The organism is Kitasatospora sp. NPDC023120, assembly GCF_055560835.1.
Genome location: NZ_JBVHHY010000014.1, coordinates 118,348 through 143,382, shown reverse-complemented (window position 1 = coordinate 143,382; position 25,035 = coordinate 118,348). Strand labels below are relative to the sequence as shown.

Here is a 25,035-nt window from a genome sequence, read left to right as displayed (position 1 = left end):
GGGTAGGGTCGGGACATGATCAGACTCCTGCTGGCCGAGGACCAGCACGTGGTACGCGGCGCACTGGTGGCGCTCCTGGAGCTGGAGCCCGACCTCGAGGTGGTCGCACAGGCCGACTCGGCCGACGACGTGGTGGACCGCGCGATGGTCTTCACGCCCGACGTCGCGGTGCTCGACATCGAGATGCCCGGCCGGACGGACGGTCTGCAGGCCGCCGCGGCGCTCAAGGAGCGGCTGCCGGGCTGCCGGACGCTGATGCTGACCTCGCTCGGCCGCCCCGGGCTGCTCCGCCGGGCCCTGGACGCGAAGGTCGACGGCTTCCTGCTGAAGACCGCCCCGCCGGCGGAGCTGGTCGCGGCCATCCGCCGGGTCGCCGGCGGCGGCCGGGTACTGGATCCGTCGCTGGCGGTGGTGGCCTGGGACCTGGCGGACAATCCGCTCACGCCGCGCGAGAACGACGTGCTGCGGGAGCTGGCGGAGGGCGCCGAGCCGCCCGAGATCGCCGCGCGGCTGCACCTGTCGACGGGGACGGTGCGCAATGTGCTCACCGCGGTCGTCGGCAAGCTGAACGCCCGGAACCGGACGGACGCGGTGCGCATCGCCCGCGAGGCGGGCTGGCTGGTGGCGTAGGGCAGCTGCCCGTCGTCACACCACGGGGACCGCTGCTCCGGCTTCGTGCCGCCGGTTCAGCGGCAGTTCGGCGCGCAGCAGGTACCAGCCGTCGTCCGGGCCGGCGCTCAGGGTGCCGCCGGCCTCGGTGAGGCGTACGGTCAGGCCGCCGATCCCGGAGCCTGGCGCGGTGACGCCGGCCCGGACGCCGTCGTTCTCCACCTCCAGGCGCACCGAGCCGCCGGTGACGGAGGTAGCGATCCTGGCATGGCGGGCGGAACTGTGCCGCAGGATGTTGGTCACGGCCTCGCGCAGGGCCACGCTCAGCACCGTCCCCGCCTCGGCCGGCACCGGTGCGTCGTCCAGCTCCACCGTGATGGCGGCCGCCTCCAGGACGGCCGCCGCCGAGGCGAGTTCGGCCGCGAAGGAGAGCCGGGGGCTCTCGCTCGCCACCGCGCCCAGCTCGGCCTGCCCGCGTGTGGCCAGCCGCGCGATGTCCGCCAGCTCGGCCCGGCAGCGGTCATCGGCTGCCGCGCGGGCACTGCCGCCGGGCCCCCGGGAAGCCCCGGTACCGGGGTCCGTCGCGGCGTCCGCCAGACGCCGGGCGAGTTCGGCCTTGAGCAGGATCGCGGCCAATCCGTGCCCGAGCAGGTCGTGCAGGTCCCGGGCGGCGCGCAGGCGCTCGGTGACGACGGCGGCGCGGGCCAGTCCCGCCCCTGCCCGCTGCAGCTCCCGTACCAGCCGGACCAGGCGCAGCACCGCGAAGACCACCACGCAGGTGATGGTCACGTTGACACCGGTCAGCAGCACGGCGGCCGGGCCGCCCCCGCCGATCACCCCGGCGGCCAGCGCCATAGCGGCGGCCAGGGCCGCGCCCGCGCGCAGCGGCAGGGCGATCAGCAGGGAGCCGGCCAGGATGCCGGCCGCGCCGATCCAGTTCCGCCCCAGCCAGGGCAGCGGTGCCAGGGCGAGGACCGCCGAGGCGAGCAGGGCGGGGCGGGCGTGCCGGGTGGCGTCCTTGATCGAGAAGCGGACCTGGAAGGCACAGAACGCCAGTGCGCAGGCCAGGCCGAGGGCGAGTCCGGACACCGACCAGGGGACGAACAGCAGCGCCTTGGCGCAGAACGCGGCGAGCAGGAAGTAGTAGAGGCCGAGCGCGGTGCGCAGCTCGGGCGGGTCGGCGGCGGCCGCCGGGGCGGGGGTGGCGGCGACGGTCGCCTCCACGGCGAAGCGCCCGTCCGGTTCCAGACCGGCCGTCAGCCGGCCGCCCACGGCGCGGACCCGCTCCGCGAGGCCGTCCAGGACGTCCGCGCCGAGTGCCGCCGTGGGCACGCCGTCGCTGACCACGCGCAGGACCACCCGCCCGGTCCGCTCACCGGTGGTGACCTCGCACCGGCGGGCGTCGCCGACCCGGACGACCGCCGTGACCGCCTCGCGCAGCACCACCGCGAGCACCGTGCCGGTCGGTCCGAGCGGCTCGCGGTGCCCGACCCGGATGTCGGCGGTGATGCCGGCGGAGGAGAGCAGCGCGCGGGCGCTGGCCGCCTCCGGGGCGAGCGAGAGGCTGCGCAGCTCGGCGGTGGTGGCGCGGGCGGCCGCCAGCGTCGTGCGGGCCGCGTCGATCAGCCGGTCGAGGGCGGCGGGACCGCCTTCGACGGCCAGGCCGTGGATCCGCGCCAGCCCCTCGGACAGCTCGCTGCGCAGGCTCGACGCGATGCGCAGCCGCTCGTCGGTGACCGCGGCCGCGGCCAGGGTGAGCCGCGCGGTGTGGACGCCGGCCGCCAGCAGGGCGAGCGTGGTGACGGCGTACAGCATGACGCCGCCGAGCGCGACCGTCACCAGCAGGTCGGCGGTGTCGCGCACGTCGGCGGACCGGACCGCCCCGGCCAGGACGGCGCCCGCCGCGAACGGCGGCAGCAGCAGCCGGCGGCGCTCCAGCAGGAGCGAGGCCGCGGGCAGGCAGAGCAGCCCGATCGAGACGCCGAACGGGCCGACCGCGAGGAAGCCGACCGCCAGCTCCACGACCGTCCAGCCCGCCCACGCGGGCACCCCGCCGGGCTCGGGCCGGGTGTGCCGCAGCTGCAGCGCCACCAGCGCGAGGCAGGACGCCACCACCGCGGCCCCGGCGACCGGCTCCGCCGGTATCCGCGCCAACCCCCTCAACAGGTGCGCCGCCGCCAGCGCGACAGCCACCGCGACCACCAAGGCCCGCGCCGGCCGCAGCCGGACCTCTCTCCCCGCTCTCCCCGCCACCGGGGCATCGTACGCGCGCGGCGCGAGCACCGGCGCTGCCGAGCCCGGGGCCCGGGCGGAGCTCAGCGCGGGCGGTCGGCCGGTGCCAGCACCCGGGCCCCGAGCCGGAGTTCGGGGCTGTGGCGGAAGGTGAGGGTGAACTCCACCCACTGGCCGGCCCGCAGCGGCGGCGGGTCGGCGATCATCAGGTCGGCGTCCTCCGGGGTCATCGCGAGTTCGCCGCCCCCGGGGACGGGCAGTGCCGCGACCGGCTCCCAGCGGCCCGCCGCGCCCTGGTGGAGGTGCCGCTTCAGGGTGATCGGCCCGCCGAACTCCCAGCGGGCGCCGATCAGTTCGTCCGGCACGTCGCCCGGGTTGCGGACCGTGAAGAAGGCCGCGGTGGCCGTGGCCGCGCCCGCCGTGGGCAGCAGCACCCAGCCGGGCCCGGCCTCCACCGGGCGGGTCCGGCCCGCCCCGCCGACCGCCGTCCAGCCGGTCAGCAGCACCAGCGCCAGCACCGCCGCGCCGACCGGCGGGCCGGCGACCTTCAGCCGTCCCAGCGCCTTCACCGTCGAGCCCCCTTCAGCCGTTCCAGCGCCTTCACTGTCGAGCCCCCTTCAGCCGTTCCTGTGCCCTCACCGTCGAGCCCCCTTCAGCCGTCCCAGCGCCTTCACCGTCGAGCCCCCTTCGCGCGTGCCGGGCTGCCCCGCCCCGGCTCCCAGGTGCGCAGCCGCAGGCTGTTGCCCACCACGAGCAGGGAGCTGAGCGACATCGCGACCGCCGCCAGCATCGGGTTGAGCAGCCCGACCGCCGCCAGCGGGATCAGCACCAGGTTGTAGCCGAAGGCCCACAGCAGGTTCGCCCGGATCGTCGCGAGGGTCTGCCGCGCCAGCCGTACGGCGTCCACCACCGCCTCGATGTCGCCGCGCACCAGGGTCAGCCCGGCCGCGCCGATCGCGGCGTCGCTGCCCGAGGCCAGCGCCACCCCGAGGTCGGCCGAGGCCAGCGCGACCGCGTCGTTGACGCCGTCGCCGACCACCGCCACCGTCCGCCCGGCGGCCCGCAGTTCGGCCACCACCTCGGCCTTGCGCTCGGGCGAGGCGGAGTCGTGCACCCGCTCGATGCCCAGCTCGGCCGCCACCGCCCGGGCGGCGCCCGGCCCGTCCCCGGTCAGCAGGACGGTCTCCAGGCCCATCCCGCGCAGCCGGTGGAGTGCGCGCCAGCTGCCCGAGCGCAGCGTGTCGCCGACCGCCAGGACGGCCGCCGGACGCCCGTCCAGCTCGACCACGACGGCGGTGCGGCCCGCGTCGCCGGCCGCGCTGACCGCCCCGGCCAGCGCCGGGGGCAGCGCGGTGCCGTCCGGGCGGACCACCCGGACGGCCCGGCCCTCGACCGTCCCGGACACCCCGAGCCCGGTGGCCGCGGCGAAGCCGTCCACGGGCGGCGGGGCGCCGCAGCGCTCCCGGGCCGCCGCGGCGACCGCCCGGCCGATCGGGTGCTCGGAGCGGTGCTCGACCGCGCCCGCCAGCCGCAGCACCTGCGCCTCTTCGACGTTCTCCGTCGTGGTGACCGCCGCGAGTTCCATCCGGCCGGTGGTCAGCGTCCCGGTCTTGTCCATCACCACGGTGTCCACCCGCCGCAGGCTCTCCAGCACCTCCGGGCCACGCACCAGCACACCCAGCTCCGCACCACGCCCGGTCGCCGCCAGCAGCGCCGTGGGCGTCGCCAGTCCGAGCGCGCACGGGCAGGCCACCACCAGCACCGCGACGGCCGCCGTCACCGCCGCCTGCGGGGCCGCGCCCGCGCCCAGCCAGAACCCCAGCACGGCGGCCGCGACCGTCAGCACGCAGGGCACGAAAGCCCCGGCCACCGCGTCCGCCAGCCGCTGCGCCCGCGCCTTGCCCGCCTGGGCGTCCGCGACCAGGGCGGTGATCCGGGCCAGTTGGGTGTCCTCGCCGACGGCCGTGGCCCGGACCACCAGCGCGCCGCCGACGTTCACCGTCGCGCCCGCCACCCGGTCCCCGGGGCCCACCTCGACCGGCACGCTCTCCCCGGTCAGCAGGCTCAGGTCGAGCGCCGAACCGCCCTCGACCACCACCCCGTCGGTGGCCACCCGCTCGCCCGGGCGCACCACGAACTCCTGCCCGGGCAGCAGCAGTTCGATCGGCGCCAGGCGCTCCTCGCCGTCCGCCCCGCGCAGGCACACCTGCTTGGCGCCCAGCTCGGCCAGCGCCCGCAACGCGGAACCGCTGCGCCGCCGCACCCGGCCCTCCAGCAGCCGACCGGCCAGGACGAACAGCGGCACGCCGACCGCCGCCTCCAGGTACACGTGCGCCGTGCCGCTGCCGTCGGCGGTCAGCGAGAACGGCATCCGCATGCCCGGATCCCCGGCCCCGCCGAACACCAGCGCGTACGCCGACCAGCCGAAGGAGGCCACCACACCCAGGCTCACCAGGGTGTCCATGGTCGCCGCCGCGTGCCGCAGCCCCTGCCAGGCCCGCCGGTGGAAGGCGGCCGACCCCCAGGTCACCACCGGGACGGCCAGCGCGAAGCAGACCCACTGCCAGGCGGTGAACTGCAGCGAGGGCACCATGGACAGCACCAGCACCGGGACGGCGAGCAGGGCGGTCATCAGCAGCCGCCACCGCTCGTCCGGCTCCTCCTCCACCACCCCGACCGGCACCCCTTCGGGTGCCAACTCGGCGGTGTAGCCCGCCCGTTCGACCGCCGCCACGAGGTCCTCGACCGGCACCCCGGCCGGGTGCAGCACCCGGGCCCGGCCGGTCGCCAGGTTCACCCCGGCCGTCACCCCGTCGATCCGGCCCAGCCGCTTCTCCACCCGGCCCACGCAGGCCGCGCAGGTCATCCCGCCGACCGCCAGGTCGGTGGAGACCAGGGCGTCGGACCCCGGGGCACCGGCATCGGCCCCCGCGACGGCGCTCACCGCATCCCTCCCATGTCGTGCCCGCCCATCCCCGGCGAGGCGCCGCCCCCACTGCCCGGCCGCAGCCCGGGCGCCACCGGCCCGACCTGCCTGCCCACCCCGTAGGCCACCACGAACACCACCACCAGCAGCAGGGCGAACCCCACCAGCACACTCAACGGCCGGACACCCGGCGACTTCGCACTCACCCCCCAGCAGTCGGACGGGCAGCGCCGTCGGTTCCCGTACGCTCCGAAATCCCCGCCCGAACGCGTCGAAAACAAATCGGATGACACGCCGTGACCCGACCGGGTAGCGTCCGGAACGGCGCCTCCCGATGCGCCCGGCCCCGGTTACTTCCTGACGAAAACAAGTGCCACCGGTGCCACTTCTGATCCCGGGAGGCGCCGTCTCCGCGCCTGTTCGCGCCGCTCCCGTCCCGCCCCAGCCGCTCCACCCACCAGGGGGACCACTGCATGACCCGGTTCAGCCGTCAACGGACCAAGGCCGCCACCAGGGCCGAGATCCAGCGAGAACTACCGGGACTCACCAGGCGCGGGGTGTCCTCCCCGCTCGCCACCGACGGCCTGTGGCCGGTGCCGGAGGTCGCGCACCTGCGCTCGGTGCCGCCGCCACCCGCCCCGCACCGGGCGCCCACCCCGGGCGGGCCGGTCGCCAACCACCAGGGCGGCACCGGGTACGTGCGGGAGCCGAAGTCGGAGCTGTTCCTCCTGGCCGTCTCCCACCTGTTCGGCCAGGAGAGCTTCTACGAGGCGGCCGCCGAGCGCGACGAACGCTACCTCCGGCTGGTCCGCGAGCACGCCGTGAGCGACCCGCAGTGGACCCTCGGCCTGCTGCACTGGCTGCGCACCGAGGCCCGTATCCGCACGGCAGCCCTGGCCGGGGCCGCCGAGTTCGTCCACGCCCGGGCCGCCGCAGGAGCCGCCGGGTACTCCCGGCAGGCCGTCGACGCGGTGCTCCAACGCCCCGACGAGCCCGGCGAGTTGCTCGCCCACTGGACTTCCCGGTACGGCCGGAGGCTGCCCCAGCCGCTGCGCCGGGGCATCGGCGACGCGGTCCGCCGCCTCTACACCGGCCGGGCCCTGCTGAAGTACGACACCCCCTCGCACGCCTTCCGCTTCGGCGACGTCCTGGAGCTCACCCACCCCGCACCCGCGCCCGCCAGGCCCTGGCAGCACGCCCTGTTCCGCCACGCCCTGGACCGCCGCCACCACCCGGACCGCGCCCTGCCGCCCGCCGACGAGCCCCTGCTGACCGCCCACCACGCCCTGCTCACGGTCCCGCCGGCCGACCGCCGCGCACTGGTCGCCGAGCCCGGCGGCGCACAGCGCCTCGCCGAGGCCGGGATGACCTGGGAGGCCCTGGCCGGCTGGCTGCAGGGCCCGCTGGACGCCGCCGTCTGGGAGGCCGTCATCCCCTCGATGGGGCCGATGGCGCTGGTGCGCAACCTGCGCAACTTCGACCAGGCCGGAGTCCGCGACGAGGTGGCGGCGGAGGTGGCCCGCCGGATCTCCGACCCGGAGGAGGTGCGACGCTCCCGGCAGTTCCCGTTCCGGTTCCTCGCCGCCCACCGCGCCACGCGCTCCTCGCGCTGGTCCGAGCCGCTGGAGACCGCCCTCGGCCACTCGCTGGCCAGGGTCCCCGCGCTGCCCGGCCGCACCCTGGTGCTGGTGGACCGCTCGGGCTCGATGTTCGACCTCCCCTCCGCCCGGACCCAGCTCAACCGGGCGGACACGGCCGCCGTCTTCGGCACCGCGCTCGCCCTGCGGGCAGAGCAGGCCGACCTGGTCCAGTTCGGCAGCGACAGCCGGGTGGTCGAACCGGAGCCGTCGGTGCTGGAGACCCTGCGGCGCTTCCGCAGCCTCGGCGGCACCTCCACGGCCGCCGCGGTCCGGCAGCACTACCGGGACCACGACCGGGTGGTCGTGGTGACCGACGAACAGGCCCACTGGTCGGCGTACAACACCTTCGCACCCGTCCCGGAGAGCGTCCCGGTCTACACCTGGAACCTGGCCGGCTACGCCTTCGGCCACGCCGCCCCGGGCCCGCACCGCCACACCTTCGGTGGGCTCAGCGACGCGTCCTTCGAGCTCATCCCGCTGCTGGAACGCGGCAGCACCGTCGCCTGGCCCTGGGAGGAGTGATCAGGGCCGCACGCTGCGCGGGCCGGTCGCCGCTGCGCCCAACGCGCCGACGCGGGCGCGCAGTTCGCGGTCGGCGGTGACGACCAGGCAGTCCCGCCCGGGGTGCTCGGCCCGCGCCTCCCGGACCAGCTCCACGATCCGGTCGTCCCCGCTGCCGCTCGCCTCCACCACCCGCACCTCGGGCAGCCCGGCGACGCCCCGGGCCGCGCCCTCCACCACCAGGACCACCTCCAGCGGTCCGGGACGCTCCGGCAGCCCGCGCCCGGCGACGGCGACCAGCGCGTCCCGCAGCCGCTCGGCGGCGCCCCGGCGGTCCCGCCACCAGCCGTCGGGCACCGACCCGACCACGTTCGCCCCGTCCACCACCAGCAGCGTCGGAGCGCGCCCGTCCTCTCCCACGGCCGCCACGGCTCCTCAGTCCGCCAGCGTGATCCGGATGCCGACGGTGCCGCGCTCGCCGCGGCGCAGCCGGCTGCCGAGCAGGGTGAGCACGCCGAGCAGGCCGTACTTCTGGCGCAGCAGGGTGCGGTACGCGGCGGTGCGCTCGGGGCCGAGGATCTCTGCGGTCGCCGGGTACTGCTCGCCGGTCGGGCGGCCCTTGACGTCGCACGGGCCGACCAGCACGTCGGCGCGGTTGCGGATCCGCTTGACCTTCCAGGAGTCCGCGACGGTCCAGACGCCGAGCGCCTCCCCGTCGCGGACCACCCACACCGGGGTCGGCACGGTGGTGCCGTCCTTCTTGTAGGTGGTGACGAGCAGGTAGCTGCCGGAGGAGAGCCGGACGATCCGGGCGAGCCGGTCCGCGGCGGAGGGGTCGGGCGTGGTCATGGGCGGAAGTCTAGAGGGGGCCGGACCGGGCCCGGGACCGGCGGGTGCGGGCGGTGTGCACCACCGCACGGGCGCGGCGGGTCAGACGGCGGCGGCCGCGGCCGCCGAGACCGGTGGAGCCGCCGCCGAACGCCGGTGCGGCAGCGGCCGGGGCGGGCGCGGGCCGGCGGCGGACGGCGGTACGGGCGGCGGCCCAGACGGCGAGGGCGGTGCCGAGGACGGCGGCCGACCAGACGGCGGGGGCGATGCCGGGGCCGCTGCCGCCGATCACGGGCGGGCGGGACCACGGTGGCAGCTGGGAGGCGGCAGCGGCCTCCGGGGAGCCGCCGGGAGCGGCGGCCGCGGGGGCGGTGTCCTCGGCCAGCTGCCCGACCGGCTGGACCTTCCCGGCCGCCGCGAAGCCCCAGTCGAGCAGGGCGGCGGCCTCGTCGTAGACCTTGCCCTGTGCCTCCGGGTGCATCACCGTGACCAGCATGGTGCGGCCGTCGCGCTCGGCGGCGCCGGTGAAGGTGGCGCCGGCGTTGGTGGTGTAGCCGTTCTTGACGCCGATCAGCCCCGGGTACTTGCCGAGCAGCCGGTCGGTGTTGGCGATGTCGAAGCTGGTGCGCTGCCCGGTGACGTTGTCCATCCCGCCGGGGAAGCGCGCGATGCGGGTGGCGCAGTAGGAGCGGAAGTCGGCGTTGCGCAGCCCGGCGCGGGCGAACAGGGTGAGGTCGTACGCGGAGGAGACCTGGCCGTCCATGTCGTAGCCGTCGGGGGAGACCACCTTGGTGTCCATCGCCTGCAGCGTCCGGGCGCGGGCCTGCATCTCGGTGACGGTCTGCTGGAGGCCGCCGTTCATGTGGGCGAGGACGTGGACGGCGTCGTTGCCGGAGCTGAGGAAGACGCCCCGCCAGAGGTCCTCGACCCGGTACGGCAGGTTCTCCTTCACGCCGACCAGGCTGCTGCCGGCTCCGAGGTTGGCCAGCTCGGCCGGGGTGACCTGGTGCTCCAGCGAGCGGTCGAACTTGGGCAGCACGGTGTCCGCGAACAGCATCTTGAGCGTGCTGGCCGGCGGCATCGGCAGATGGGCGTTGCGGGCGGCGAGCACCTCGCCGGTCTTCGCGTCGGCGACCAGCCAGGAGCGGCCGGTCAGCTCGGACGGCAGCGCGGGCGCCCCGGCCAGCGGCGCCACCTGGACGTCCGGACTGCCGAGCCGCTCCCCGCCGACGACTCCGCCGGCGGTTCCGCCGGCGCCCCGTATGAGCGCCGCGAGGGCCATCGGGGTGCCGACGGCGAGCACCAGGACGGAGGCGGCGACGCCAGCCGCGGCCCTGCTGGCGTACGGGGACTTCCGCTGCACGCGCCTGGGGCGCACGCGCCTGAGGTGCCCGTATTCGGCCTGTACGCGCCTGAGGTGCCGGCGCTCGGGCTGCTCGTGCTCGGGCTGGGCACGGTCGGGATGCACACGATTGGGCTGCACACGGCGAACGTACCCGGGCCGCCGTCGGGCCGCCGCGCCTGCTGCTCCGTCCGGATCCCCGCACCCGGGCCCCCGCGCACGACTTTGGTGGTGCCCGGTCGCGCCGAAAGTCGGATGCCCGCGCGGTGGCGGATTCCTAGGCTCGGGGCCATGAAGACCCTGCTCGGCTACCTCGGATTCGTGCTCGTCCTCGGCGGGGCCTCCGGCCTTCTGTCCGGTTGGCTCGGGGGCTTCCGGCTGTTCGGCTTCGTCCGCTACCTGGTGCCGGACGGCCACGAGACCGCGGGGTACGCCACCCTGCTGGTGCTCGGCGTCCTGCTGTCGATCCCCGCCGCCCGCCGCGGGTAGGCGCGGGCGGCGGGCGACGGAGGTGGTTCGGGTGGGTCAGAAGGTGAGGTTCCAGGCGTCGATCGCGCCGGTGTCGCCGGCGGCGCCGTCCTTCACCCGGAGCTTCCAGGTGCCGTTCGCCACGCTCGCGGTGGCGTTGACGGTGTAGGTCTTGTTGACGTTGTCGGTGCTGTCGCTGTTCGGGAAGTCCTCCAGCAGGTACACCGTGCCGTCGGGGGCGACCAGGGAGAGGACCAGGTCACCGCGGTAGGTGTGCTTGATGTCCACGCCGACCTTGAGCGTCGCCGGGGCGTTGCCGGTGACGCCGGTGACGGTGATCGGGCTCTCCACCGTGGTGTTGTCGGGGATCGCCACGTCGGTGAGGTTCTCGAAGTACTTCCCGGTGGGCGGGGTGGTGCCGCCGACCGCCTTCAGCGCGTCGACCTGGCCCTCGCCGAAGAAGGAGTTGTCGGCGGTGGTGCCGGTGCAGCGGCTGTCCGAGGCGGGGCAGGCCAGGTCGTTGGCCTGGCTCGCCAGCCGCGCCCGGATGTCGGCCGGGGTGAGCGACGGGTCGGTGCTCGCGATCAGCGCGGCCACCCCGGTGACGTGCGGGGAGGCCATCGAAGTGCCGCTCTTGGTCCCGTACTTGCCGCCGGGCAGGGTCGAGTAGACGCCGGTCGCGCCGTCGCCGCCGGGCGCCGCGACGTCGATGACGCCCTGACCGTAGTTCGAGTAGGAGGCCTTGCCGCTGCCGCTGCCCGTGGCAGCGACGGTCACCACACCCGGAAGTTCGGTGGGGATGTCGAGGCAGGCGTTGCTGATGGTCCGGGTGACCTTGGTGGAGTCGTTCGGGCTCTCGGTGTCGGTGGTCTTGTTCGCCAGGTCGTAGTCGGCGTTGCCGGCGGCCGCGACCTGCAGCGAGCCCTTGCCCTCGGCGTACTCCTGGGCGCGCTTGACGCCCTCGATGATGGCCGCCTGGTCGAGGTCGTTCGGGCAGTTGAACTGCCACGGGTCGGTGTAGTAGCTGTTGTTGGTCACCTTGAAGCCGTGGTCGCCGGCCCAGACGAAGCCGCAGACCGTGTTCTCGGCGTAGAACAGGGTGCTGCTCGGCTCGGCGATCCGGACGGAGGCGATCTTCACGCCCGGCGCGACGCCGATGACGCCCTTGCCGTTCTTCGCGGCCGCGATGGTGCCGGCCACGTGGGTGCCGTGGGTGTCCACGTCGCGCCAGGCGCCGGTCCGGGCGTCGGGCTTGCCGTACGCGCAGGAGACCGAGTCGGCGGCGTCGAAGTTCGGCGCGAGGTCCTGGTGCTGGTCGTCCACGCCGGTGTCGAGCACACCGACCTTGACGGACGGGGAGCCGGTGGTCACGTTCCAGGCCTGGTCGGCCTTGATCTGGGTCATGTCCCAGCGGTTGGACTCGGTGAGCGTGGTCGCCGACTGGGCCGGGTTGGCCGGCAGGGCCGGGCTGTAGGCGTCGGCCGGCACGTCGGACGTGCGGGTCGCGCCCACCTGCTGGATGCCGGCGACGGTCCGCAGTGCGGCGGCGAAGCCGGTGCTGGTCGAGTGGGCGACGATGACGCCGATCGCGTCGTAACTCGCGAAGACCGTACCGCCCTTCGCGGCGACGGCGGCCTTGGCGGCGGCGACGTCGGCGGGTGCGCTGATCACCAGGTAGGCGCGGGTGCCGGCGGCCCAGCCGGCGGCGGTGCCCGCGACGGTGGGGGCCTGCGCGGCCGCCGGGGCGGCGGGCACCGTGACGCTGCCGGGGACGGCGGGCGTGGTGGAAGCGGGGGCGGCGGTCGCGAACGCGGTGGGAGCGGCGAGCGCCATGGCGGAGAGAGCGGCGAGGGCTGCGGCGGGGCGGCCGAGCCGCCCGGATATCAGGGGTGACACGTGTCCTCCGATTCGGCCCGCGCGTGAGGGGGATCGCACGGGAATTGAAGGAAACATGCCAGATTGGGGAGGAGTTGGGGAAGACTTTACGCCTGACGACTTTTCACGGAAACGTTACGTTTTGATGTCGCGGGGCACTCAGAGGACGGGCGAGGTGGCACGCATGGCGCACCACGGCGTCTGCACACGCGAGGACATGCTGCGCGACGAATGGCGCTTCGAGATCACCGGCTACCCGCATCCACGACCAGCAGGAGGTGGGAGGTACCGGGCGACGCGCACAGCACGGACGCGACCGCGTCCGGGCCCCCTCGATCGCACGACGGACCTCTGGGGCAGTGGCAACCCCGACAAACTGCTCCAGCCGGGCAGTCAGTTCGTCGACCGGCCGCTCGGTGGGTGTCAGCAGCAGCCGGCTCCAGTCGGCCGAACCGGGCAGGCGGCCTGCCGCCAGCGCCGGCAGCACCCCCGCCCGTAGCAGCGAGGACTTCCCCGCCCCGGAGGGAGCGACGATGACGCTCTTGAGCTCCGGAGCGGGACAGTCCGATGCTTCGCCGCCGAAGGGCGGCCGGGGATCCTGGGAACTTCGGGACGTATGAAGCGAATTCAGCTCCTTGAACTGGTCCGGCTGAACGAGAGTACGGCTGACTCGCTGCCACGTTCACGCCCTGGGGGCAGGGGCTGCCGGGCCATCGGATACGGTCACGGTTCACGTCCGCTCAGTTCCGGTGACGGTCCGTCCGGATCGCCACCGGGGAGCGGTGAGTCCCACCCCAACCGTGTAACCCCTAGGGAGCTTCCTCGTGCACCAACTCCTGCGCCGGAGCCTTCCGGCCCTCGCCGCCCTCGGCATAGCCGTCGGCGCTCCGCTGCTCACCGCCGGCACCGCCCAGGCCCAGGCCGAGCACGGGTGCGGCGCCGTCGGCGTCCAGTTCTCCGTCGACGGCGGCAAGGGCTGGATCTCCGACGGCCGGATGTCCCAGCCGCACGGCGTTATCCAGGTCCGCCTGGTCGGCGACGTCGTGGACGGCTGCGACTACCGGGTCTCGCTGGCCTCCTACGACACCGAGGGGCCGACCTGGGCCACCTCGGGCAAGCAGACCTTCCTCGGCTGGGCGACCACGACGCTGCGCAGCGGGAACCGCCAGGCGACCCTGGACGTCTCCGCCCACCTGCCGAAGTGCTACGGCCAGATCGACCTGTACAACGGCGACAAGAAGTTCGACGGCGTCGCCAACCCCGCGCCGAGGTACCCGGACGGCGTCTTCCCGGACAACCTGATCTCGGCCTGGAACGGCGGCAAGGCCTGCGTGCCGACCCCGACCGGCACGCCGACCGTCCCGGTGCCGACCTCCTCGGCGTCGCCCACGGCCACCGCGACCCCGCACCCGACCGGGACGCCCACCGCCACGACGACGCCTTCGGCCACCGCCACCGCGACGGCCACCGCCTCGCCCTCCACCACCGCCAAGCCGTCGGCGCCGGCCACCACCGGGACGCCGTCCAGCGGCACCCCGTCGACCGCCCCGGCCATGCCGGCGCCGTCCGCCCCGGCGGACACGACCGGCCCGGTCGGCAAGCCGACCGCCAATCCGGTCTCGACCACGCCGGCCAGCACCCTGGCCAGCACGGGTGGCAACAGCAGCCAGATGGTCGTCTACGGCGCTGGTGGGGCCGCGCTGCTCGCCGTCGGCGGGGGCGCGCTGGTGATCGCCCGCCGTCGAGGCGCCCGCCGCTGACGCGGCACCGCTGAGGTACCCAGGACGCCCGCGGTCCCCGGACCGCGGGCGTCCGTCGTCCGTTCGCCCACGGATGGTCAGCAACCGGCGCCGGTACTCCGTCTGCGTCGTACCGAGCGGGCGGCGCAGCGGCGAGCCACGTTGGAGGAGATCGACCCGTGGTGGTGCCCGGCCTCGCCGATCACCTGGTAGCGCACGTACGCCACCGCCCGGCAGTGGTGGCTGGAGTCGGACGGCCGGGTCGACTGGGCCGGCCTGCCGCTGGAGACGGCGTTCGAGGGCGAGCAGTTGGACCAGTGGGTGAGGGCGCAGCGGGCCGGGCGGGGGTGCCTCTATGGGGTTCGTCAAGGAAATGGCCACCCGCGCACCCAGCTTGGGGTCGTCGTACTGGGATACGGTCTCGGTCAGCCGCTTCCGGCGCTGGGCCATGACCGGCAATCGGCATGCGTGACGGATCTGGACGGGAGATGCCCCACAGGCGCGTATCCCCGAACAGTCTCCATCCGGGGGATCTGGTGAGGCATTGTCAAATCCTGTGGACTGACCCGACAGCCCAATGGCCGGTCGATCAAGCAAGCGGCTTGCGGTACCGGACGTACTCGTTCCGTCGCCGGAACCCCACACTCTCGTAAAGGTCGTAGGACCGATGCGGATTTGCCGTGCCGGTGAACAGCCGGGCGGTCGTTGCACCCTGCGTGCGAAGGCTCCGCAGCCCGTCCAGCAGCAGGACCCGGCCGATTCCGAGGCGTCGCTGGTCCGTCCGGACACTCAGCTCTTCCACCTCGCCCACGGTGTGGTCGTGATGGCGGATGGAGCAGAGGGCGACGCCGACCATGTCCTGCCCGTTCCAGGCAGCCCTCCAGCATGCCGGGTCGGCGGTGTCGACGAAGTCCTGGAAAGGCCATCTCTGAGTGAAGCCGGTGTCCGCATACGAATCGACGACCGTCCTCCAGGCTGCACGGTAGTGGCTTGTCCCGATCGGCCCTGTCCGTATCCCGGCCGGCAGTTCGCTGCCCGGCCCGGGCACCTGCTGCAGATCGCCCAGCTCCAGCTCGACCAGGCTGAAGACACGTCGGTAGCCGGCTGCGCGCAGAATTGCCGTGGCGTCCTGCTCGGAGGCCATGGCGTTCGCGCCGATCACTGCCGTCCGCGCCGTTCCATGCTGTTTGACGAGCTGGCGGATCCGCTCTTCGGCCCAGTTCAGCATGGCTGAGCCGATGCCCTGGCCGCGATGCTCGGGCAAGAGGTAGCCGCGGTGCAGGTACAGCCACGTATCGTCCCGCTCTTGCCACCACCGGATCGTCGAGTAGCCGACGACGCTCCCGTCGAGCACCACCAGGATCTGGTTCTTGGACGGCTCCTCCAACTTGGCAGAAGCTTCGGCGATCTCGGCCGCTGTCGGGAGCCCTTCCACAACCGAATGGACATCGACCCGGTCCCGTTCAACACACCCCAGCCGCACCGCGGCCATGGCGCCGTGGTCTTCGTCGCCGCGATACGGCCGGAACCCGAAGCCGAACGGAAGGTCCTGTCCCGCCGTGCCATCCAACATGACCGGATGTTCTCGAACTTCGAGGCAGGTCCGCCACCCTATTCACGCCGCGGTCGTCTGCGGCCGTTCAACGAGCCGGCCGCGTTCAAAGCGGGCCCCGGCACGGACGAGGGCAACGAGGTGGGGTGCATTCACGGCTCGCCAGCGGGCCTGGGCGGACTCGACGCCGGACAGGGCCCAGCGGTCCGGGGTGGTGTCGGCCCGGAAGTTGTCCACGATCATCTGCGGGACGTCGCGCGAGAGTCAGGTGTCGGCGTTGACCTTGCCGGGAGTGTCGGCGCACCCGGTGTCGGTCTTGCCGAGGAGGGTGACGCGCGGTGCGACCAGGATGAACGGCGTCACCTGACCGGACTTCATCAGCGGTTCGAGCTGCTTGGCCGCCTCCATGGCCTCGCCGAACCAGGCGCTGGAGGATCCGGGGAAGCCGGCGAGCAGTTCGACCACCGGGAAGGTCTTGTCCTTGTAGGCCGGGTCGTCGTACTGCGGCGGCGTCCAGACCAGCACCTCGCCGTCGACGCCGGAGAGCCTGCCCTTGAGGTCGGCCTGCTTCACGCTCCTGGGCACCGCGTCCGAGTCGGGCGCGTGGAAGGCCTGCACCACCTTCGGCGCGGGGGTGCCGGACGGGCCGGCGGAGGCGGCGACCTGGTCCCCGGCGAGCCCCTCGTCCTTCGGGGGCACGGGCACGGCCCGCACGTGGCTGGAGGTGCCCAGCGGTCGCCCCAGCTGTCGTAGAGCTGGTTCTCGTCGTTGACGACCACGAAGACCATGGCCACGGCAGTGAACTGGCAGAGCAGCACGGTGGTGCCGAGGTGCGAGAGCGCGCGCAGCGACGTGCGCCGTCGCTCCGCTCCGAAGAGGGCTCCTGTGGGCCCGTGTGCCCGGTCGCACGGGAGACGGCCTGGAACGGCCGTTCGGTTGCCCTTCCCTGAGTGCTTCCTGGGAACCGTCCAGGGGCCGTTCGATCGTGCACCCGCGGCGGCGCGCCGACCGGACGCCGACCAGCCCGCTCCGGGTGCAGTGCATCGAGGGTGGTGTGTCGGGTGCGTAGGCCATCAAGAAGGGCCAGACCGGGTACCGACCGGCAAGACAGACCCGAACGGGTATGGCTCTGGCCGTTTGGTGGGCTACCGAACGCGCTTGTCCGTTATCAGTGTTTCGATAGCATTTGGGACGGTGGTGTGCGGGCACCGTTCTGCCCGCAGGGGGCTATGGAACCGCAACGAGGAGAAGAACATGGACGCCACCACACTGATCAGCCGTTCCGACTACCGCCTCTTCAAGGGTCCCCGCCTGGCTGTCATCGACACCCAGAACGGCAACCGCATCGCCTTCGACGGGGAGATCAGGGACCACGGCACCTACCAGCAGATCCCGGCGGAGTTCAAGCAGGGCATCGACGCGACAACCTGGTTCGGCCCTTCCGACTACCGCCTCTTCAAGGGCCCCCGCCTGGTCGTCATCGACACCCAGAAGGGCAACAGCATTGCCTTTGACGGGAAGATCGCCGATCACGGCACCTACGAATACCTGCCTGAGGAGTTCAAGCAGGGCATCGACGCCACCACACTGATCGGCCGTTCCGACTACCGCCTCTTCAAGGGCCCCCGCCTGGTCGTCATCGACACCCAGGACGGCAACAGCATCCCCTTCGACGGCCTTATCGCCGATCACCCCACCTACCAGCACATCCCGGCGGAGTTCAAGCAGGGCATCGACGCGACAACCTGGTTCGGCCCTTCCGACTACCGCCTCTTCAAGGGCTCCCACCTGGTCGTCATCGACACCCAGAACGGCAACAGGCTCTCCTTCGACGGCCCGATCGCCGATCACCCCACCTACCAGAACCTCCCGCCTTTCTGGACCAACTGACCCCCGGTGCCTCAGACGCCTCTCGAGGCTGGCCCTGAGGCACTGGCTCGGAGGGTCCGCGCGTCGACGAGCGTGCGCGGGCCCTCAACCGGCCCGCAACCGAGCGGCCGGTTCAGCAGGAATGCTGAACGAGAATCTGCCGGCTTGCGTCATCCGCAGGGGTGAGGGGACAGCAGCCCGAGGGGCAGCCGAGCGGGTCGTCGGTGGATCCGGCGGCACTCCGCCGAAGGCGGGCGGTGGCGGCGGCGAGATCCGCCGGGCAGGCCCTACGGGATCCGCCACTCCTGGAACTTGTTGGCCGGGGTGCAGGTGGTCATGGTGACCTGCTTGCCCGGGCCGTTGTCGGTCAGGCAGGTCGATCCCGAGTAGTCCTTGAGGTAGTAGGCGCCCGAGGTGCTCGCCCCGACCACCGACCAGTTCGTCATGACGCTGAAGCCCGGCGAAAGCATCACCTTCCTGTTCTGGCCCGACCAGCCATCGCCGTCGCCCTGGACGAGCGCCGGACTGCTCAGGTTGCACGGATAGATCTGGTACCACGCGCCGGGGTTCGGTGCGGAACGGACCCACCCGTAGGCGGTCGTCCCGCCCATGACGGCCGCGGCGCCCGCCGACGGGCTGTCGGTGGCCAAGCCGAGCTTCTGACCGTCGGCCACGTTGATGATGGCGCCCCAGTTCGCGCCGCCGCACCCTGCGGGCACGGTCGAGGTAGGCGGCTTGGACACGGTCGGATTGGGCGCGGGCGCCGACGGGACAGGCTGGTTGGGAACCGGAGCCGGCGGGGCCGGCTGGTTGGGCGCGGGTGCGGCCCCGCCACCACCGCCGCTGGCACTCCCGCCACCGCCACCGCCACCGCCCGCCTTCGGCGGAGTGCCGCCGGATCCACCGACGGACACTCCCGACGAGCTGGTGCCGCCCGCCGACCCGCCGCCGGGATTCTGCGCCGGGGCCGGGGGCTGACCACCGGCGTTCGGCGCCGGGTTGGCCTCGGACGGGGCGGGCGGCGGAGTGCCCGGCGTCGTCTCCCCGCCCGGTAATGTGGTCGGGGGCTGCTCGGTCGGCGGCGCGCCGGGCGTCGGCGAGCCGGTGATCGCGGAGGCGGACGCTGAGACGGCGGGCTGCGCGCCGCGGGTCTCGCCCTGCGACTGGAACGGGCCCCGGTCGACCAGCAGGACCGTGGCGGCGCTGGTGGTGACGATCACCGGGACGACGACGGGCACCAGGAAGCGACGCCACGGCCGCCTCGTGCCGGGCTCGGCGGCGGCTCGGGACGACACCCGGGCGATCTCGACCGACGAGCCCGCGGCCCCGGCCACGGCGAGGGCGGGCGGAACGGCCCGCACCACCGCGGCGACCGGCACCGACCGGTCGCCGACCGCGGCCCGCGCTGCGGCCGCCATCGCCGCGGCGTCGGCGAACCGGTCCCCCGGTTGCTTGGCCAGGGCCCGCGCGACGAACTCCCGCACCGCCGGCGCGAACTCCTCCGGCAGCTCCGGCGCGGGCTGCTGGACGTGCTTGAGCGCGACCTCGACCACACTCTCGCCGGTGAACGGCGGTGTGCCGGTGAGCAGTTCGTAGCAGACCACGCCGATCGAGTAGAGGTCCGAGGCCGGCGTGACGCCGCCGCCACCGGCCTGCTCGGGGGCCATGTACAGCGCAGTGCCGATCACCACGTTGGTCGCCGTGAGCGTGGTGCTTGCGAGCGCCCGCGCGATGCCGAAGTCCGTCACCGTCACCTGGCCGTCGGCCCCGAGCATCAGGTTGGACGGCTTGACGTCCCGGTGCACGATCTCCTGCTGGTGCGCGGCCTGCAGCGCGTCGAGCGCCGTGGCGAGCATGCTCAGCACCCGCTCGGGCGGCATCGGGCCCTCTTCTGCGAGGACCTTGTCCAACGGCCGCCCGTCGATGAGCTCCATCACGATGTACGCGATCCGCTCCCCCTCCGCGCCGCCCTCCGCCTCACCGCTGCTCTCCCCGTAGTCGTGGACGTCCACGATGCCCGGGTGGCTGATCGCCGCGAGCAGTTGGGCCTCGCGCCGGAAGCGCCGGGCGAACGTCCCCTCCTGCAGCAGCCCCGCGTGCAGGACCTTGACCGCCACCTGCCGCCCCAGCACCCGGTCGTCGGCGCGCCAGACAGCACCCATGCCCCCGCCGCCGATCCACTCGGTCAGTGTGTAGCGACCTCCGAGTACGGCCCCCCGACCAGTCATGTCCCGCCCCTTCGCGATGCCCGGCTCCAACTGGTTGCCACTAGCGCGTCATGTCCTGCCATCAGTCCTCCTCACCTGTCACCCCGCCCGTACCGCCGTACCGCCCGGCTCGGACGGTTCGGGCCGCAGCGAGCGCCAGATGCTCTCCGGCAGGATTCGCGCGACCTCACCCAGGTCCAGCTCGTAGGTGTCGGACAGCCAACGGCGGGCCGCCTCCGCGACCGGACCCATCACCAGGACCTCGACCAGTGGACCGGGAACGGGCAGGATCTCGCCCCGCTCCATCCGGGGCTGCATCCAGGCGCCGATCACCGCCAGCTTGGCCGCCTTGGCGGCCTTGATCTGCTCGGCCCGAGCGGCCAGGTAGCCGGAGTAGGCGGAGGCGTGCAGGAAGAGCGCGGCATCCCGGTGCTCCTCGGTGAAGCGCAGGTAGGCCTGGACGAGCGCCCGCACCCCGGTGCGCGCGGTGCGGCTGCGCTGCAGCGCGACGATCATCTCGTCGAACAACTGCTCCATGCAGCGGATGTAGAGCGCGGCGGCCAGGCCGTCGAAGCTCCCGAAGTGGTGGTAGAGGCTGCCCAGGCTGACCTTGCTCGCCGCGGTGACGGCACTGACGGTGAACCCCTGCTGGCCCGCCTCCGCGTACACGCGCAGCGCGCTGGTCAGGAGCAACTCGACGGTGGCCTCGCCCCGTTGCTGCTTGGGGGGCATCTTCGGACCTCCGCTCGACCGTCGCCCCGGCCGCCAACTCGGCCAGCATAGAGCAGAACTGAAGAAGTTCTCTAGAACAAATCTCTATTTTTGACGCTTCATCAGGTGGCCGCCGTCCTGGCGTTCCCGGGAGCGCCGATGGCTCCCTCGACGTCGATGACGGTCAGGCCGCCCGAGCGGCCCGTGCTCGGCCCGGGTCGGCGACCCTGGCGGCTTGGAGCGCGTCTTCCAGGCGGGGGTCAGTGGTGGCCAGGTGGACGCAGTGATCGACAAGTCCACACTGGCATCACCAAGAGCCCGTCCGGCGCGGCCTGTCCGCACCGATCCGGCGCCCGCTCAGCAGCTGAGACCCGCTGGGGCGACGGGCCGTCGAATCGACCGAACCCGGTATCGCGAGGCCAATTTGAACTCGTTCAATAGTGGGGCGAGCCCATGGAAGCCTCGAACGTGCGTCGGCCGGTGCCGAGCCGGACGCCTTCCCTCGCCGCTGAGGCCTGGCGCAGCGTGGCGGGGCCGGGGTGGTGACTTCCACCTTGACAGCCACTCGCCACGGCACCTGACCTGCGGATTCACTCGGACTCCGCAGCCGCTTCCGTTGTCCCCGTCCGCCGCAGCACGCATGGTGGTAGGGCAGCTCTTCCGCCCCCAGCGGGTCGGCTCAGCCATCAGGAGCATCCCCATGACCGAATCCTCGGCTCCCCGGCACGAAGCCCCGGTAGAGGACCATCGCCTTCGTCTCACCCCGCTCGACATCGTCGGCCCCCTGTAGGTCCTCAGCCTGCTGACCAAGTTCGGGGCGATCCCGGTGGCCGAACGCTGGGTGAGGGACGGGAACGTCATCACCGCCGCCGGGGTGTCCGCCGGCATCGACATGGCACTCCACCTGGTCGGCGAGCTCGCCGGCCAGGACATCGCGCGCAAGGTCCAGCTGTTCGTCGAGTACGACCCCGAGCCTCCGTTCGGCCCGATCGACTGGGAGGCCGCCGACCCCGGTCAGTACGCCCCCCAGCGCCAGAAGGTTCTTCACCAGGCCCTCGCCAACCATCCCGAACTCCTGGAACGCATGACCGGCTGAGCGAAGGCTCCGAGGGCCGCCGCGGTGCTCTTGCCAACGGCCAGGTCTCCTTCCTCCACCGTTCCACGGCCGCGTCGTCGCGCTCGATCGCCCGACGCGCCGGCTGCTGCCACGACCAGCCGTGCCGCTTCAGCAGCCGCCACGTGCCCTCCACCGTGTAGCTCACGTGGAAGGCGGGCGTCGGGCGCGATGACGCGGTGTCGGTCCTGTTTCCAGGCCGTGATCATCGGCTCGATCAACACCCACTGCTCATCAGATAAGTCGCTGGGATACGGCTCTCGCTCCATGCCCCAGATCCCAGCATGCACATGCTGAACACCTGGCCCGTACGACAATCAGTACCACGAACGAGCGATCACCAACCGAGAGAAAAGGGACTTAACATCCTCTCAGGTCGATCCGCGGGGCACTCGGGGCCGGGGCGGAAAATCCGTTGGAGGCCTGCGCCGCCGCTGGGAGGATCCCGGGGTGACCGACCATCGTGACGCCGTCCTCCGCCTGTGGGCGCGTCAACTGTACGAGCGCCAAGGCGAACCACTGGCCTGGGCGGAGGCGGTCCTGCGGGCCGCCGCCCGCCCGCCCGGCGCCGTCGCCGCGGCGGTCTCCGGCCGGCTCGGCGCCCTCGCCGACGACCCGTCCGACCACGCGCGGCTCCTGTTCCGCACGGTCGCCAAGCTGGCCGCCAACCTGCGCGGCGACGGCCGCTACGACGCGGACGTCGGCGCCCGAATCGGTCCACTGGCCCTGCGGCTGGGCGCGTCCGAACCGCCCCTCGCCGCCCCGCTCGGCGACGCGCTCGGGCCTGCGCCCGACGGGCCCGCGTCCCTGGTCACCGTCCACGCCGCCGAACTGCGGGGCGGCCGCGCGACCAGGCTGCGGGCGATCGACGCGCTGCTGGAGTGGGTCGAGCTCGGCCACCCGCAGGCGCGGGCTGCCCTGTCCGAGGTCGCCGCCGACCACCGGACGCAGGACGTCACCGTCTGGACCAAGGCGCTCAACCGGATCGAGCTGTTCGGCGACGAGGCGCTGGAGCCCGGCCTGCTGCGCGCGCTCGCCGACACCGGGCACGGCGGGGTGCGGTGGTCGGCGCTCGCCTGCGCCGAACTCGGCTTCCACCGGGCCGCTCCGCTGGTGACCGCCCTGCTGGAGCACCCGGACCCGATGGTCCGCGAGGGCGCCTGCGAGGCGCTCGGCATCCTCGGGGAGCGCGCCGCCGTGCCGGCCCTGGCGGCCCGGCTGGACGACGAGACCGAGTGGGTGCGCAGCATGGCCGCCCGGGCCCTCGGCGAGATCGGCGGAGACCAGGCGCTCGCGGGGCTCTGGCGGGTCATGACGGAGCGCCGGAACCCGAAGGCCGGTCACCTCGCGGCGGCGATCGCCGCCTTCGGCCCGCCGGTGGTGGACGACCTGATCGCCCTCACCGCCGACCCCGACCCGGACCTGCGGGCACTGGCCGCCCGCGCCCTCGGTTCCACCGCCGACGACCGCGCCCTGCCCGTGCTGGAACGCCTCGCCGCCCACGACCTCGCCAGGACCAGCCTCGGCGGCCTGGTCGCGACCGCCGCCAAGCACGGGCTGCGCACCGCCCACCGCACCCGCGCCCGGCGGGAGTTGTCAGACGGACCCTAGTCGGCGGGGACGGCGATGCCGTCGAGCAGGACGGCGAGGCCGGTGCGGAAGGCCTCCCGGTGGCTGTCCTCCGGGGGGCCGCCGGCGGAGCTCTGCAGGGCGGTGAGCAGGGGGAAGCGGTCGGAGAAGTCCGGGGCCAGCTCTGCGAGTTGGGTGGATCGGGCGGTCCACCAGTCCTCGTCGGTGACGCCGGTGGCGGCTGCGGCGGCGCGGGCGTCGGCGGTGGTGGCGGCGAGGCCGCGGACGAACTGCCAGAGGGCGGCGACCGCTCCGCGCAGCCGCTGCGGGGGCAGGGCGGCCGGCCGGAGGGCGTGCAACAGGGCTTCCATCGCCGCGAGTTCGGCGGGGCCGAGGACCGGGCGGGCCTGGGAGACCTGGAGCACCCAGGGGTGGCGCAGGTAGCAGGCGTACAGCGCCTCGGCCCAGGCGGTGACGGCGGCACGCCAGTCGTCGGCCGTGTCGTCCGCCGTCGGTGGCGCGGGTGGGAGTTCGGCGAGCGCGCGGTCGTGCATCAGGTCGAGGAGCTCGGCCTTTCCCGGCACGTACGTGTAGAGCGCCATCGCGGTGCGGCCGAGTCGTTCGCCCACGGCGCGCATCGAGAGCGCCGCCATGCCCTCGGCGTCGGCCACCGCGATTCCTGCGGACACGATCGCGTCCACACTCAGGCCCGGTTTAGGGCCGCTGCGCCCGGTGCGCGGCTGCTCGGGCGTGCCCCACAGCAGGGCGAGCGAGCGGCGGGCGTCGCCCTGCCCGGCGTAGACGGTCATCCGACATCTCCTTATGGCGTAAAGTATCGCCTCGGCGGCAACTCTTTATGCCGTAAGGTTACCAATCGAAGGGGTTTCTCGATGACACTGCCCGTCACCCTCGTCGAGGTGGTCGAGGCGCGCCGGATCACGCCGCGCACCGCCCGGATCACCTTCGAGGCCGAGACGCTGTCCGACACCGTCGGCACCGCCCCGGACCAGCAGCTCAAGCTCTGCTTCCCCCGCCCGGGGCAGGCCGAGCCGGAGCTGCCCGCGCAGCAGGACGACCCGATGGGCTGGTACCAGGCCTACCTCGCGATCCCCGAGGCGGAGCGGCCGCTGATGCGCAGCTTCACGCTGCGCCGCCGACACCCCGGCACCCGGCTGGTCGAGATCGACTTCGTGCTGCACGGCGACCTGCGCGGTGACCTGCATGGCGCCCTGCGCGGCGACCTGCACGGTGACTCGCGCCGCGAGATCCACGGCGACGAGCGCAACGCCACCGGCCCGGCCGTCGCCTGGGCGCTGCGGGCGGCGCCGGGGGACCGGCTGGGGATGGTCGGTCCCTCGGTGCTGTACGCTCCGCCGCGCCCGTTCGCCGAGGCCGCCGCCGCGGCCGACTGGGTGCTGCTGGCCGGGGACGAGACGGCGCTGCCCGCGCTCGCGACGCTGGTCGAGGCGCTGCCCGCCGGGGTGCGCGCGCTCGCGTACGTCGAGGTCGCGGACGAGGCGGAGCGGCAGCCGCTGGAGAGCCGCGCCGACCTCGCCGTGCACTGGCTGCACCGGGACGGCGCCGCCCCCGGCACCGTGCTGGCCGGGGCCGTCCGGGCCGCCGAGCTGCCGGCCGGGACGCCGTTCGCCTGGCTGGCGGGGGAGGCGGGCGCGGTCCGGGTGCTGCGCCGCCACCTGGTCGAGGAGCGCGGGGTGCCGAAGCCGTCCGTGGACTTCACCGGGTACTGGCGGCACCGGCTGACCCAGGACGACGCGCCCACCGCCGAGGACCTGGCGGACGCTCAGGAGCGGCTGGCCGCGTACTGAATCCCGCGCGCCGTCCGCGCGGAACCG

The 25,035-nt window shown here is 73.7% G+C and carries 23 protein-coding genes and 2 pseudogenes; 8 read left to right on the top strand and 17 right to left on the bottom strand.

The genetic code is table 11. From position 1 onward, the window contains the following. The first annotated feature begins 15 nt into the window (after positions 1 to 15). Positions 16 to 630, top strand: a complete 615-nt coding sequence (locus tag ACZ3TI_RS21880) for a response regulator transcription factor (protein WP_465728574.1) — start codon at positions 16 to 18, stop codon at positions 628 to 630. A gap of 15 nt (positions 631 to 645) precedes the next feature. Here the strand turns inward: ACZ3TI_RS21880 and ACZ3TI_RS21875 are convergent, their stop codons facing one another. The 4 genes from ACZ3TI_RS21875 to ACZ3TI_RS21860 form a co-directional block, all read right to left on the bottom strand. Beyond that, positions 646 to 2,862 (bottom strand): histidine kinase, encoded by a 2,217-nt coding sequence (locus tag ACZ3TI_RS21875; RefSeq protein WP_465728572.1) that lies wholly within the window; start codon positions 2,860 to 2,862, stop codon positions 646 to 648. A gap of 62 nt (positions 2,863 to 2,924) precedes the next feature. Then, on the bottom strand, positions 2,925 to 3,410 hold the full coding sequence (locus ACZ3TI_RS21870; RefSeq protein ID WP_465728570.1) for a copper chaperone PCu(A)C: 486 nt from the start codon (positions 3,408 to 3,410) through the stop codon (positions 2,925 to 2,927). Positions 3,411 to 3,511: 101 nt separating this feature from the next. Beyond that, positions 3,512 to 5,785 carry a heavy metal translocating P-type ATPase gene (locus ACZ3TI_RS21865; protein ID WP_465728568.1) on the bottom strand — a complete coding sequence of 758 codons (2,274 nt, stop codon included), beginning with the start codon at positions 5,783 to 5,785 and terminating at the stop codon, positions 3,512 to 3,514. Continuing rightward, the gene (locus tag ACZ3TI_RS21860; RefSeq protein WP_465728566.1) at positions 5,782 to 5,943 is read right to left on the bottom strand and encodes a hypothetical protein; all 162 of its coding nucleotides are present in this window, start codon (positions 5,941 to 5,943) and stop codon (positions 5,782 to 5,784) included. The genes ACZ3TI_RS21865 and ACZ3TI_RS21860 overlap by 4 nt, the downstream gene beginning before the upstream one ends. Before the next feature lie 297 nt (positions 5,944 to 6,240). Here ACZ3TI_RS21860 and ACZ3TI_RS21855 point away from each other — a divergent pair, with 297 nt between their 5' ends. Next, on the top strand, positions 6,241 to 7,929 hold the full coding sequence (locus ACZ3TI_RS21855; protein ID WP_465728564.1) for a TROVE domain-containing protein: 1,689 nt from the start codon (positions 6,241 to 6,243) through the stop codon (positions 7,927 to 7,929). Here the strand turns inward: ACZ3TI_RS21855 and ACZ3TI_RS21850 are convergent, their stop codons facing one another. Genes ACZ3TI_RS21850 through ACZ3TI_RS21840 form a run of 3 tightly spaced genes read right to left on the bottom strand, consistent with a single transcriptional unit; the run spans position 7,930 to position 10,114 of the window. Then, on the bottom strand, positions 7,930 to 8,337 hold the full coding sequence (locus tag ACZ3TI_RS21850; RefSeq protein WP_465728562.1) for a PIN domain-containing protein: 408 nt from the start codon (positions 8,335 to 8,337) through the stop codon (positions 7,930 to 7,932). It lies immediately after the preceding gene. Between the two features lie 6 nt (positions 8,338 to 8,343). After that, complete coding sequence (locus tag ACZ3TI_RS21845; protein ID WP_465728560.1) at positions 8,344 to 8,757, bottom strand: PPOX class F420-dependent oxidoreductase; 414 nt, start codon at positions 8,755 to 8,757, stop codon at positions 8,344 to 8,346. Positions 8,758 to 8,767: 10 nt separating this feature from the next. Beyond that, positions 8,768 to 10,114 carry a D-alanyl-D-alanine carboxypeptidase family protein gene (locus ACZ3TI_RS21840; RefSeq protein WP_465728558.1) on the bottom strand — a complete coding sequence of 449 codons (1,347 nt, stop codon included), beginning with the start codon at positions 10,112 to 10,114 and terminating at the stop codon, positions 8,768 to 8,770. 255 nt (positions 10,115 to 10,369) lie between these two features. Between ACZ3TI_RS21840 and ACZ3TI_RS21835 the strand changes: the two genes are divergently transcribed. Then, positions 10,370 to 10,567 (top strand): hypothetical protein, encoded by a 198-nt coding sequence (locus tag ACZ3TI_RS21835; RefSeq protein ID WP_465728556.1) that lies wholly within the window; start codon positions 10,370 to 10,372, stop codon positions 10,565 to 10,567. Between the two features lie 36 nt (positions 10,568 to 10,603). Here the strand turns inward: ACZ3TI_RS21835 and ACZ3TI_RS21830 are convergent, their stop codons facing one another. Next, complete coding sequence (locus tag ACZ3TI_RS21830) at positions 10,604 to 12,379, bottom strand: S8 family peptidase (protein ID WP_465728748.1); 1,776 nt, start codon at positions 12,377 to 12,379, stop codon at positions 10,604 to 10,606. A 166-nt stretch (positions 12,380 to 12,545) separates the two neighbouring features. After that, positions 12,546 to 12,956 carry an nSTAND1 domain-containing NTPase gene (locus ACZ3TI_RS21825; protein ID WP_465728746.1) on the bottom strand — a complete coding sequence of 137 codons (411 nt, stop codon included), beginning with the start codon at positions 12,954 to 12,956 and terminating at the stop codon, positions 12,546 to 12,548. A 289-nt stretch (positions 12,957 to 13,245) separates the two neighbouring features. Between ACZ3TI_RS21825 and ACZ3TI_RS21820 the strand changes: the two genes are divergently transcribed. Beyond that, a complete protein-coding gene (locus tag ACZ3TI_RS21820; RefSeq protein WP_465728554.1) occupies positions 13,246 to 14,181 on the top strand; it encodes an LAETG motif-containing sortase-dependent surface protein in 936 nt (311 codons plus the stop codon). A gap of 568 nt (positions 14,182 to 14,749) precedes the next feature. Here the strand turns inward: ACZ3TI_RS21820 and ACZ3TI_RS21815 are convergent. Genes ACZ3TI_RS21815 through ACZ3TI_RS21805 form a run of 3 tightly spaced genes read right to left on the bottom strand, consistent with a single transcriptional unit; the run spans position 14,750 to position 16,417 of the window. Next, positions 14,750 to 15,733, bottom strand: a complete 984-nt coding sequence (locus tag ACZ3TI_RS21815) for a GNAT family N-acetyltransferase (protein ID WP_465728552.1) — start codon at positions 15,731 to 15,733, stop codon at positions 14,750 to 14,752. A gap of 42 nt (positions 15,734 to 15,775) precedes the next feature. Beyond that, positions 15,776 to 15,955, bottom strand: a complete 180-nt coding sequence (locus ACZ3TI_RS21810; RefSeq protein ID WP_465728770.1) for a hypothetical protein — start codon at positions 15,953 to 15,955, stop codon at positions 15,776 to 15,778. Positions 15,956 to 15,976: 21 nt separating this feature from the next. After that, entirely contained in the window at positions 15,977 to 16,417 is a 441-nt protein-coding gene (locus ACZ3TI_RS21805; RefSeq protein ID WP_465728550.1) for an alpha/beta hydrolase, read from the bottom strand. A 549-nt stretch (positions 16,418 to 16,966) separates the two neighbouring features. Between ACZ3TI_RS21805 and ACZ3TI_RS21800 the strand changes: the two genes are divergently transcribed. Beyond that, entirely contained in the window at positions 16,967 to 17,602 is a 636-nt protein-coding gene (locus tag ACZ3TI_RS21800) for a hypothetical protein (protein WP_465728548.1), read from the top strand. A gap of 266 nt (positions 17,603 to 17,868) precedes the next feature. On the opposite strand, the gene ACZ3TI_RS21795 is transcribed toward ACZ3TI_RS21800, so the two are convergent. Then, positions 17,869 to 19,809, bottom strand: coding sequence for a serine/threonine-protein kinase (locus tag ACZ3TI_RS21795; RefSeq protein WP_465728546.1), 1,941 nt, complete (start codon positions 19,807 to 19,809; stop codon positions 17,869 to 17,871). 78 nt (positions 19,810 to 19,887) lie between these two features. Further along, complete coding sequence (locus ACZ3TI_RS21790) at positions 19,888 to 20,520, bottom strand: TetR/AcrR family transcriptional regulator (protein WP_465728544.1); 633 nt, start codon at positions 20,518 to 20,520, stop codon at positions 19,888 to 19,890. Positions 20,521 to 21,325: 805 nt separating this feature from the next. Here ACZ3TI_RS21790 and ACZ3TI_RS21785 point away from each other — a divergent pair. Further along, on the top strand, positions 21,326 to 21,595 hold the full coding sequence (locus ACZ3TI_RS21785) for a hypothetical protein (RefSeq protein ID WP_465728768.1): 270 nt from the start codon (positions 21,326 to 21,328) through the stop codon (positions 21,593 to 21,595). A gap of 2 nt (positions 21,596 to 21,597) precedes the next feature. Here ACZ3TI_RS21785 and ACZ3TI_RS21780 read toward each other — a convergent pair. After that, positions 21,598 to 21,767, bottom strand: a pseudogene (locus ACZ3TI_RS21780) (helix-turn-helix domain-containing protein); the annotation flags it as partial. Between the two features lie 13 nt (positions 21,768 to 21,780). Continuing rightward, positions 21,781 to 21,882 (bottom strand): annotated as a pseudogene (locus ACZ3TI_RS21775) (IS5/IS1182 family transposase); the annotation flags it as partial. 181 nt (positions 21,883 to 22,063) lie between these two features. On the opposite strand from ACZ3TI_RS21775, the gene ACZ3TI_RS21770 reads away from it, so the two are divergent. After that, the gene (locus tag ACZ3TI_RS21770; protein ID WP_465728541.1) at positions 22,064 to 23,224 is read left to right on the top strand and encodes a HEAT repeat domain-containing protein; all 1,161 of its coding nucleotides are present in this window, start codon (positions 22,064 to 22,066) and stop codon (positions 23,222 to 23,224) included. Here the strand turns inward: ACZ3TI_RS21770 and ACZ3TI_RS21765 are convergent. After that, positions 23,221 to 23,991 (bottom strand): TetR/AcrR family transcriptional regulator, encoded by a 771-nt coding sequence (locus ACZ3TI_RS21765; protein ID WP_465728539.1) that lies wholly within the window; start codon positions 23,989 to 23,991, stop codon positions 23,221 to 23,223. The genes ACZ3TI_RS21770 and ACZ3TI_RS21765 overlap by 4 nt on opposite strands. 81 nt (positions 23,992 to 24,072) lie before the next feature. On the opposite strand from ACZ3TI_RS21765, the gene ACZ3TI_RS21760 reads away from it, so the two are divergent. Beyond that, positions 24,073 to 25,008, top strand: a complete 936-nt coding sequence (locus tag ACZ3TI_RS21760) for a siderophore-interacting protein (protein ID WP_465728537.1) — start codon at positions 24,073 to 24,075, stop codon at positions 25,006 to 25,008. Positions 25,009 to 25,035 lie beyond the last annotated feature (27 nt).

Excerpts from the sequence above, each read along its gene's own strand:
- ACZ3TI_RS21810 (WP_465728770.1), bottom strand. The coding sequence starts at position 15,955 with ATGATCGTGGACAACTTCCGGGCCGACACCACCCCGGACCGCTGGGCC.
- ACZ3TI_RS21845 (WP_465728560.1), bottom strand. The coding sequence starts at position 8,757 with ATGACCACGCCCGACCCCTCCGCCGCGGACCGGCTCGCCCGGATCGTC.
- ACZ3TI_RS21815 (WP_465728552.1), bottom strand. The coding sequence starts at position 15,733 with ATGTTGGATGGCACGGCGGGACAGGACCTTCCGTTCGGCTTCGGGTTC.
- ACZ3TI_RS21765 (WP_465728539.1), bottom strand. The coding sequence starts at position 23,991 with ATGACCGTCTACGCCGGGCAGGGCGACGCCCGCCGCTCGCTCGCCCTG.
- ACZ3TI_RS21855 (WP_465728564.1), top strand. The coding sequence starts at position 6,241 with ATGACCCGGTTCAGCCGTCAACGGACCAAGGCCGCCACCAGGGCCGAG.
- ACZ3TI_RS21800 (WP_465728548.1), top strand. The coding sequence starts at position 16,967 with ATGGACGCCACCACACTGATCAGCCGTTCCGACTACCGCCTCTTCAAG.
- ACZ3TI_RS21795 (WP_465728546.1), bottom strand. The coding sequence starts at position 19,809 with ATGACTGGTCGGGGGGCCGTACTCGGAGGTCGCTACACACTGACCGAG.
- ACZ3TI_RS21835 (WP_465728556.1), top strand. The coding sequence starts at position 10,370 with ATGAAGACCCTGCTCGGCTACCTCGGATTCGTGCTCGTCCTCGGCGGG.
- ACZ3TI_RS21790 (WP_465728544.1), bottom strand. The coding sequence starts at position 20,520 with ATGCCCCCCAAGCAGCAACGGGGCGAGGCCACCGTCGAGTTGCTCCTG.
- ACZ3TI_RS21880 (WP_465728574.1), top strand. The coding sequence starts at position 16 with ATGATCAGACTCCTGCTGGCCGAGGACCAGCACGTGGTACGCGGCGCA.
- ACZ3TI_RS21830 (WP_465728748.1), bottom strand. The coding sequence starts at position 12,379 with ATGGCGCTCGCCGCTCCCACCGCGTTCGCGACCGCCGCCCCCGCTTCC.
- ACZ3TI_RS21760 (WP_465728537.1), top strand. The coding sequence starts at position 24,073 with ATGACACTGCCCGTCACCCTCGTCGAGGTGGTCGAGGCGCGCCGGATC.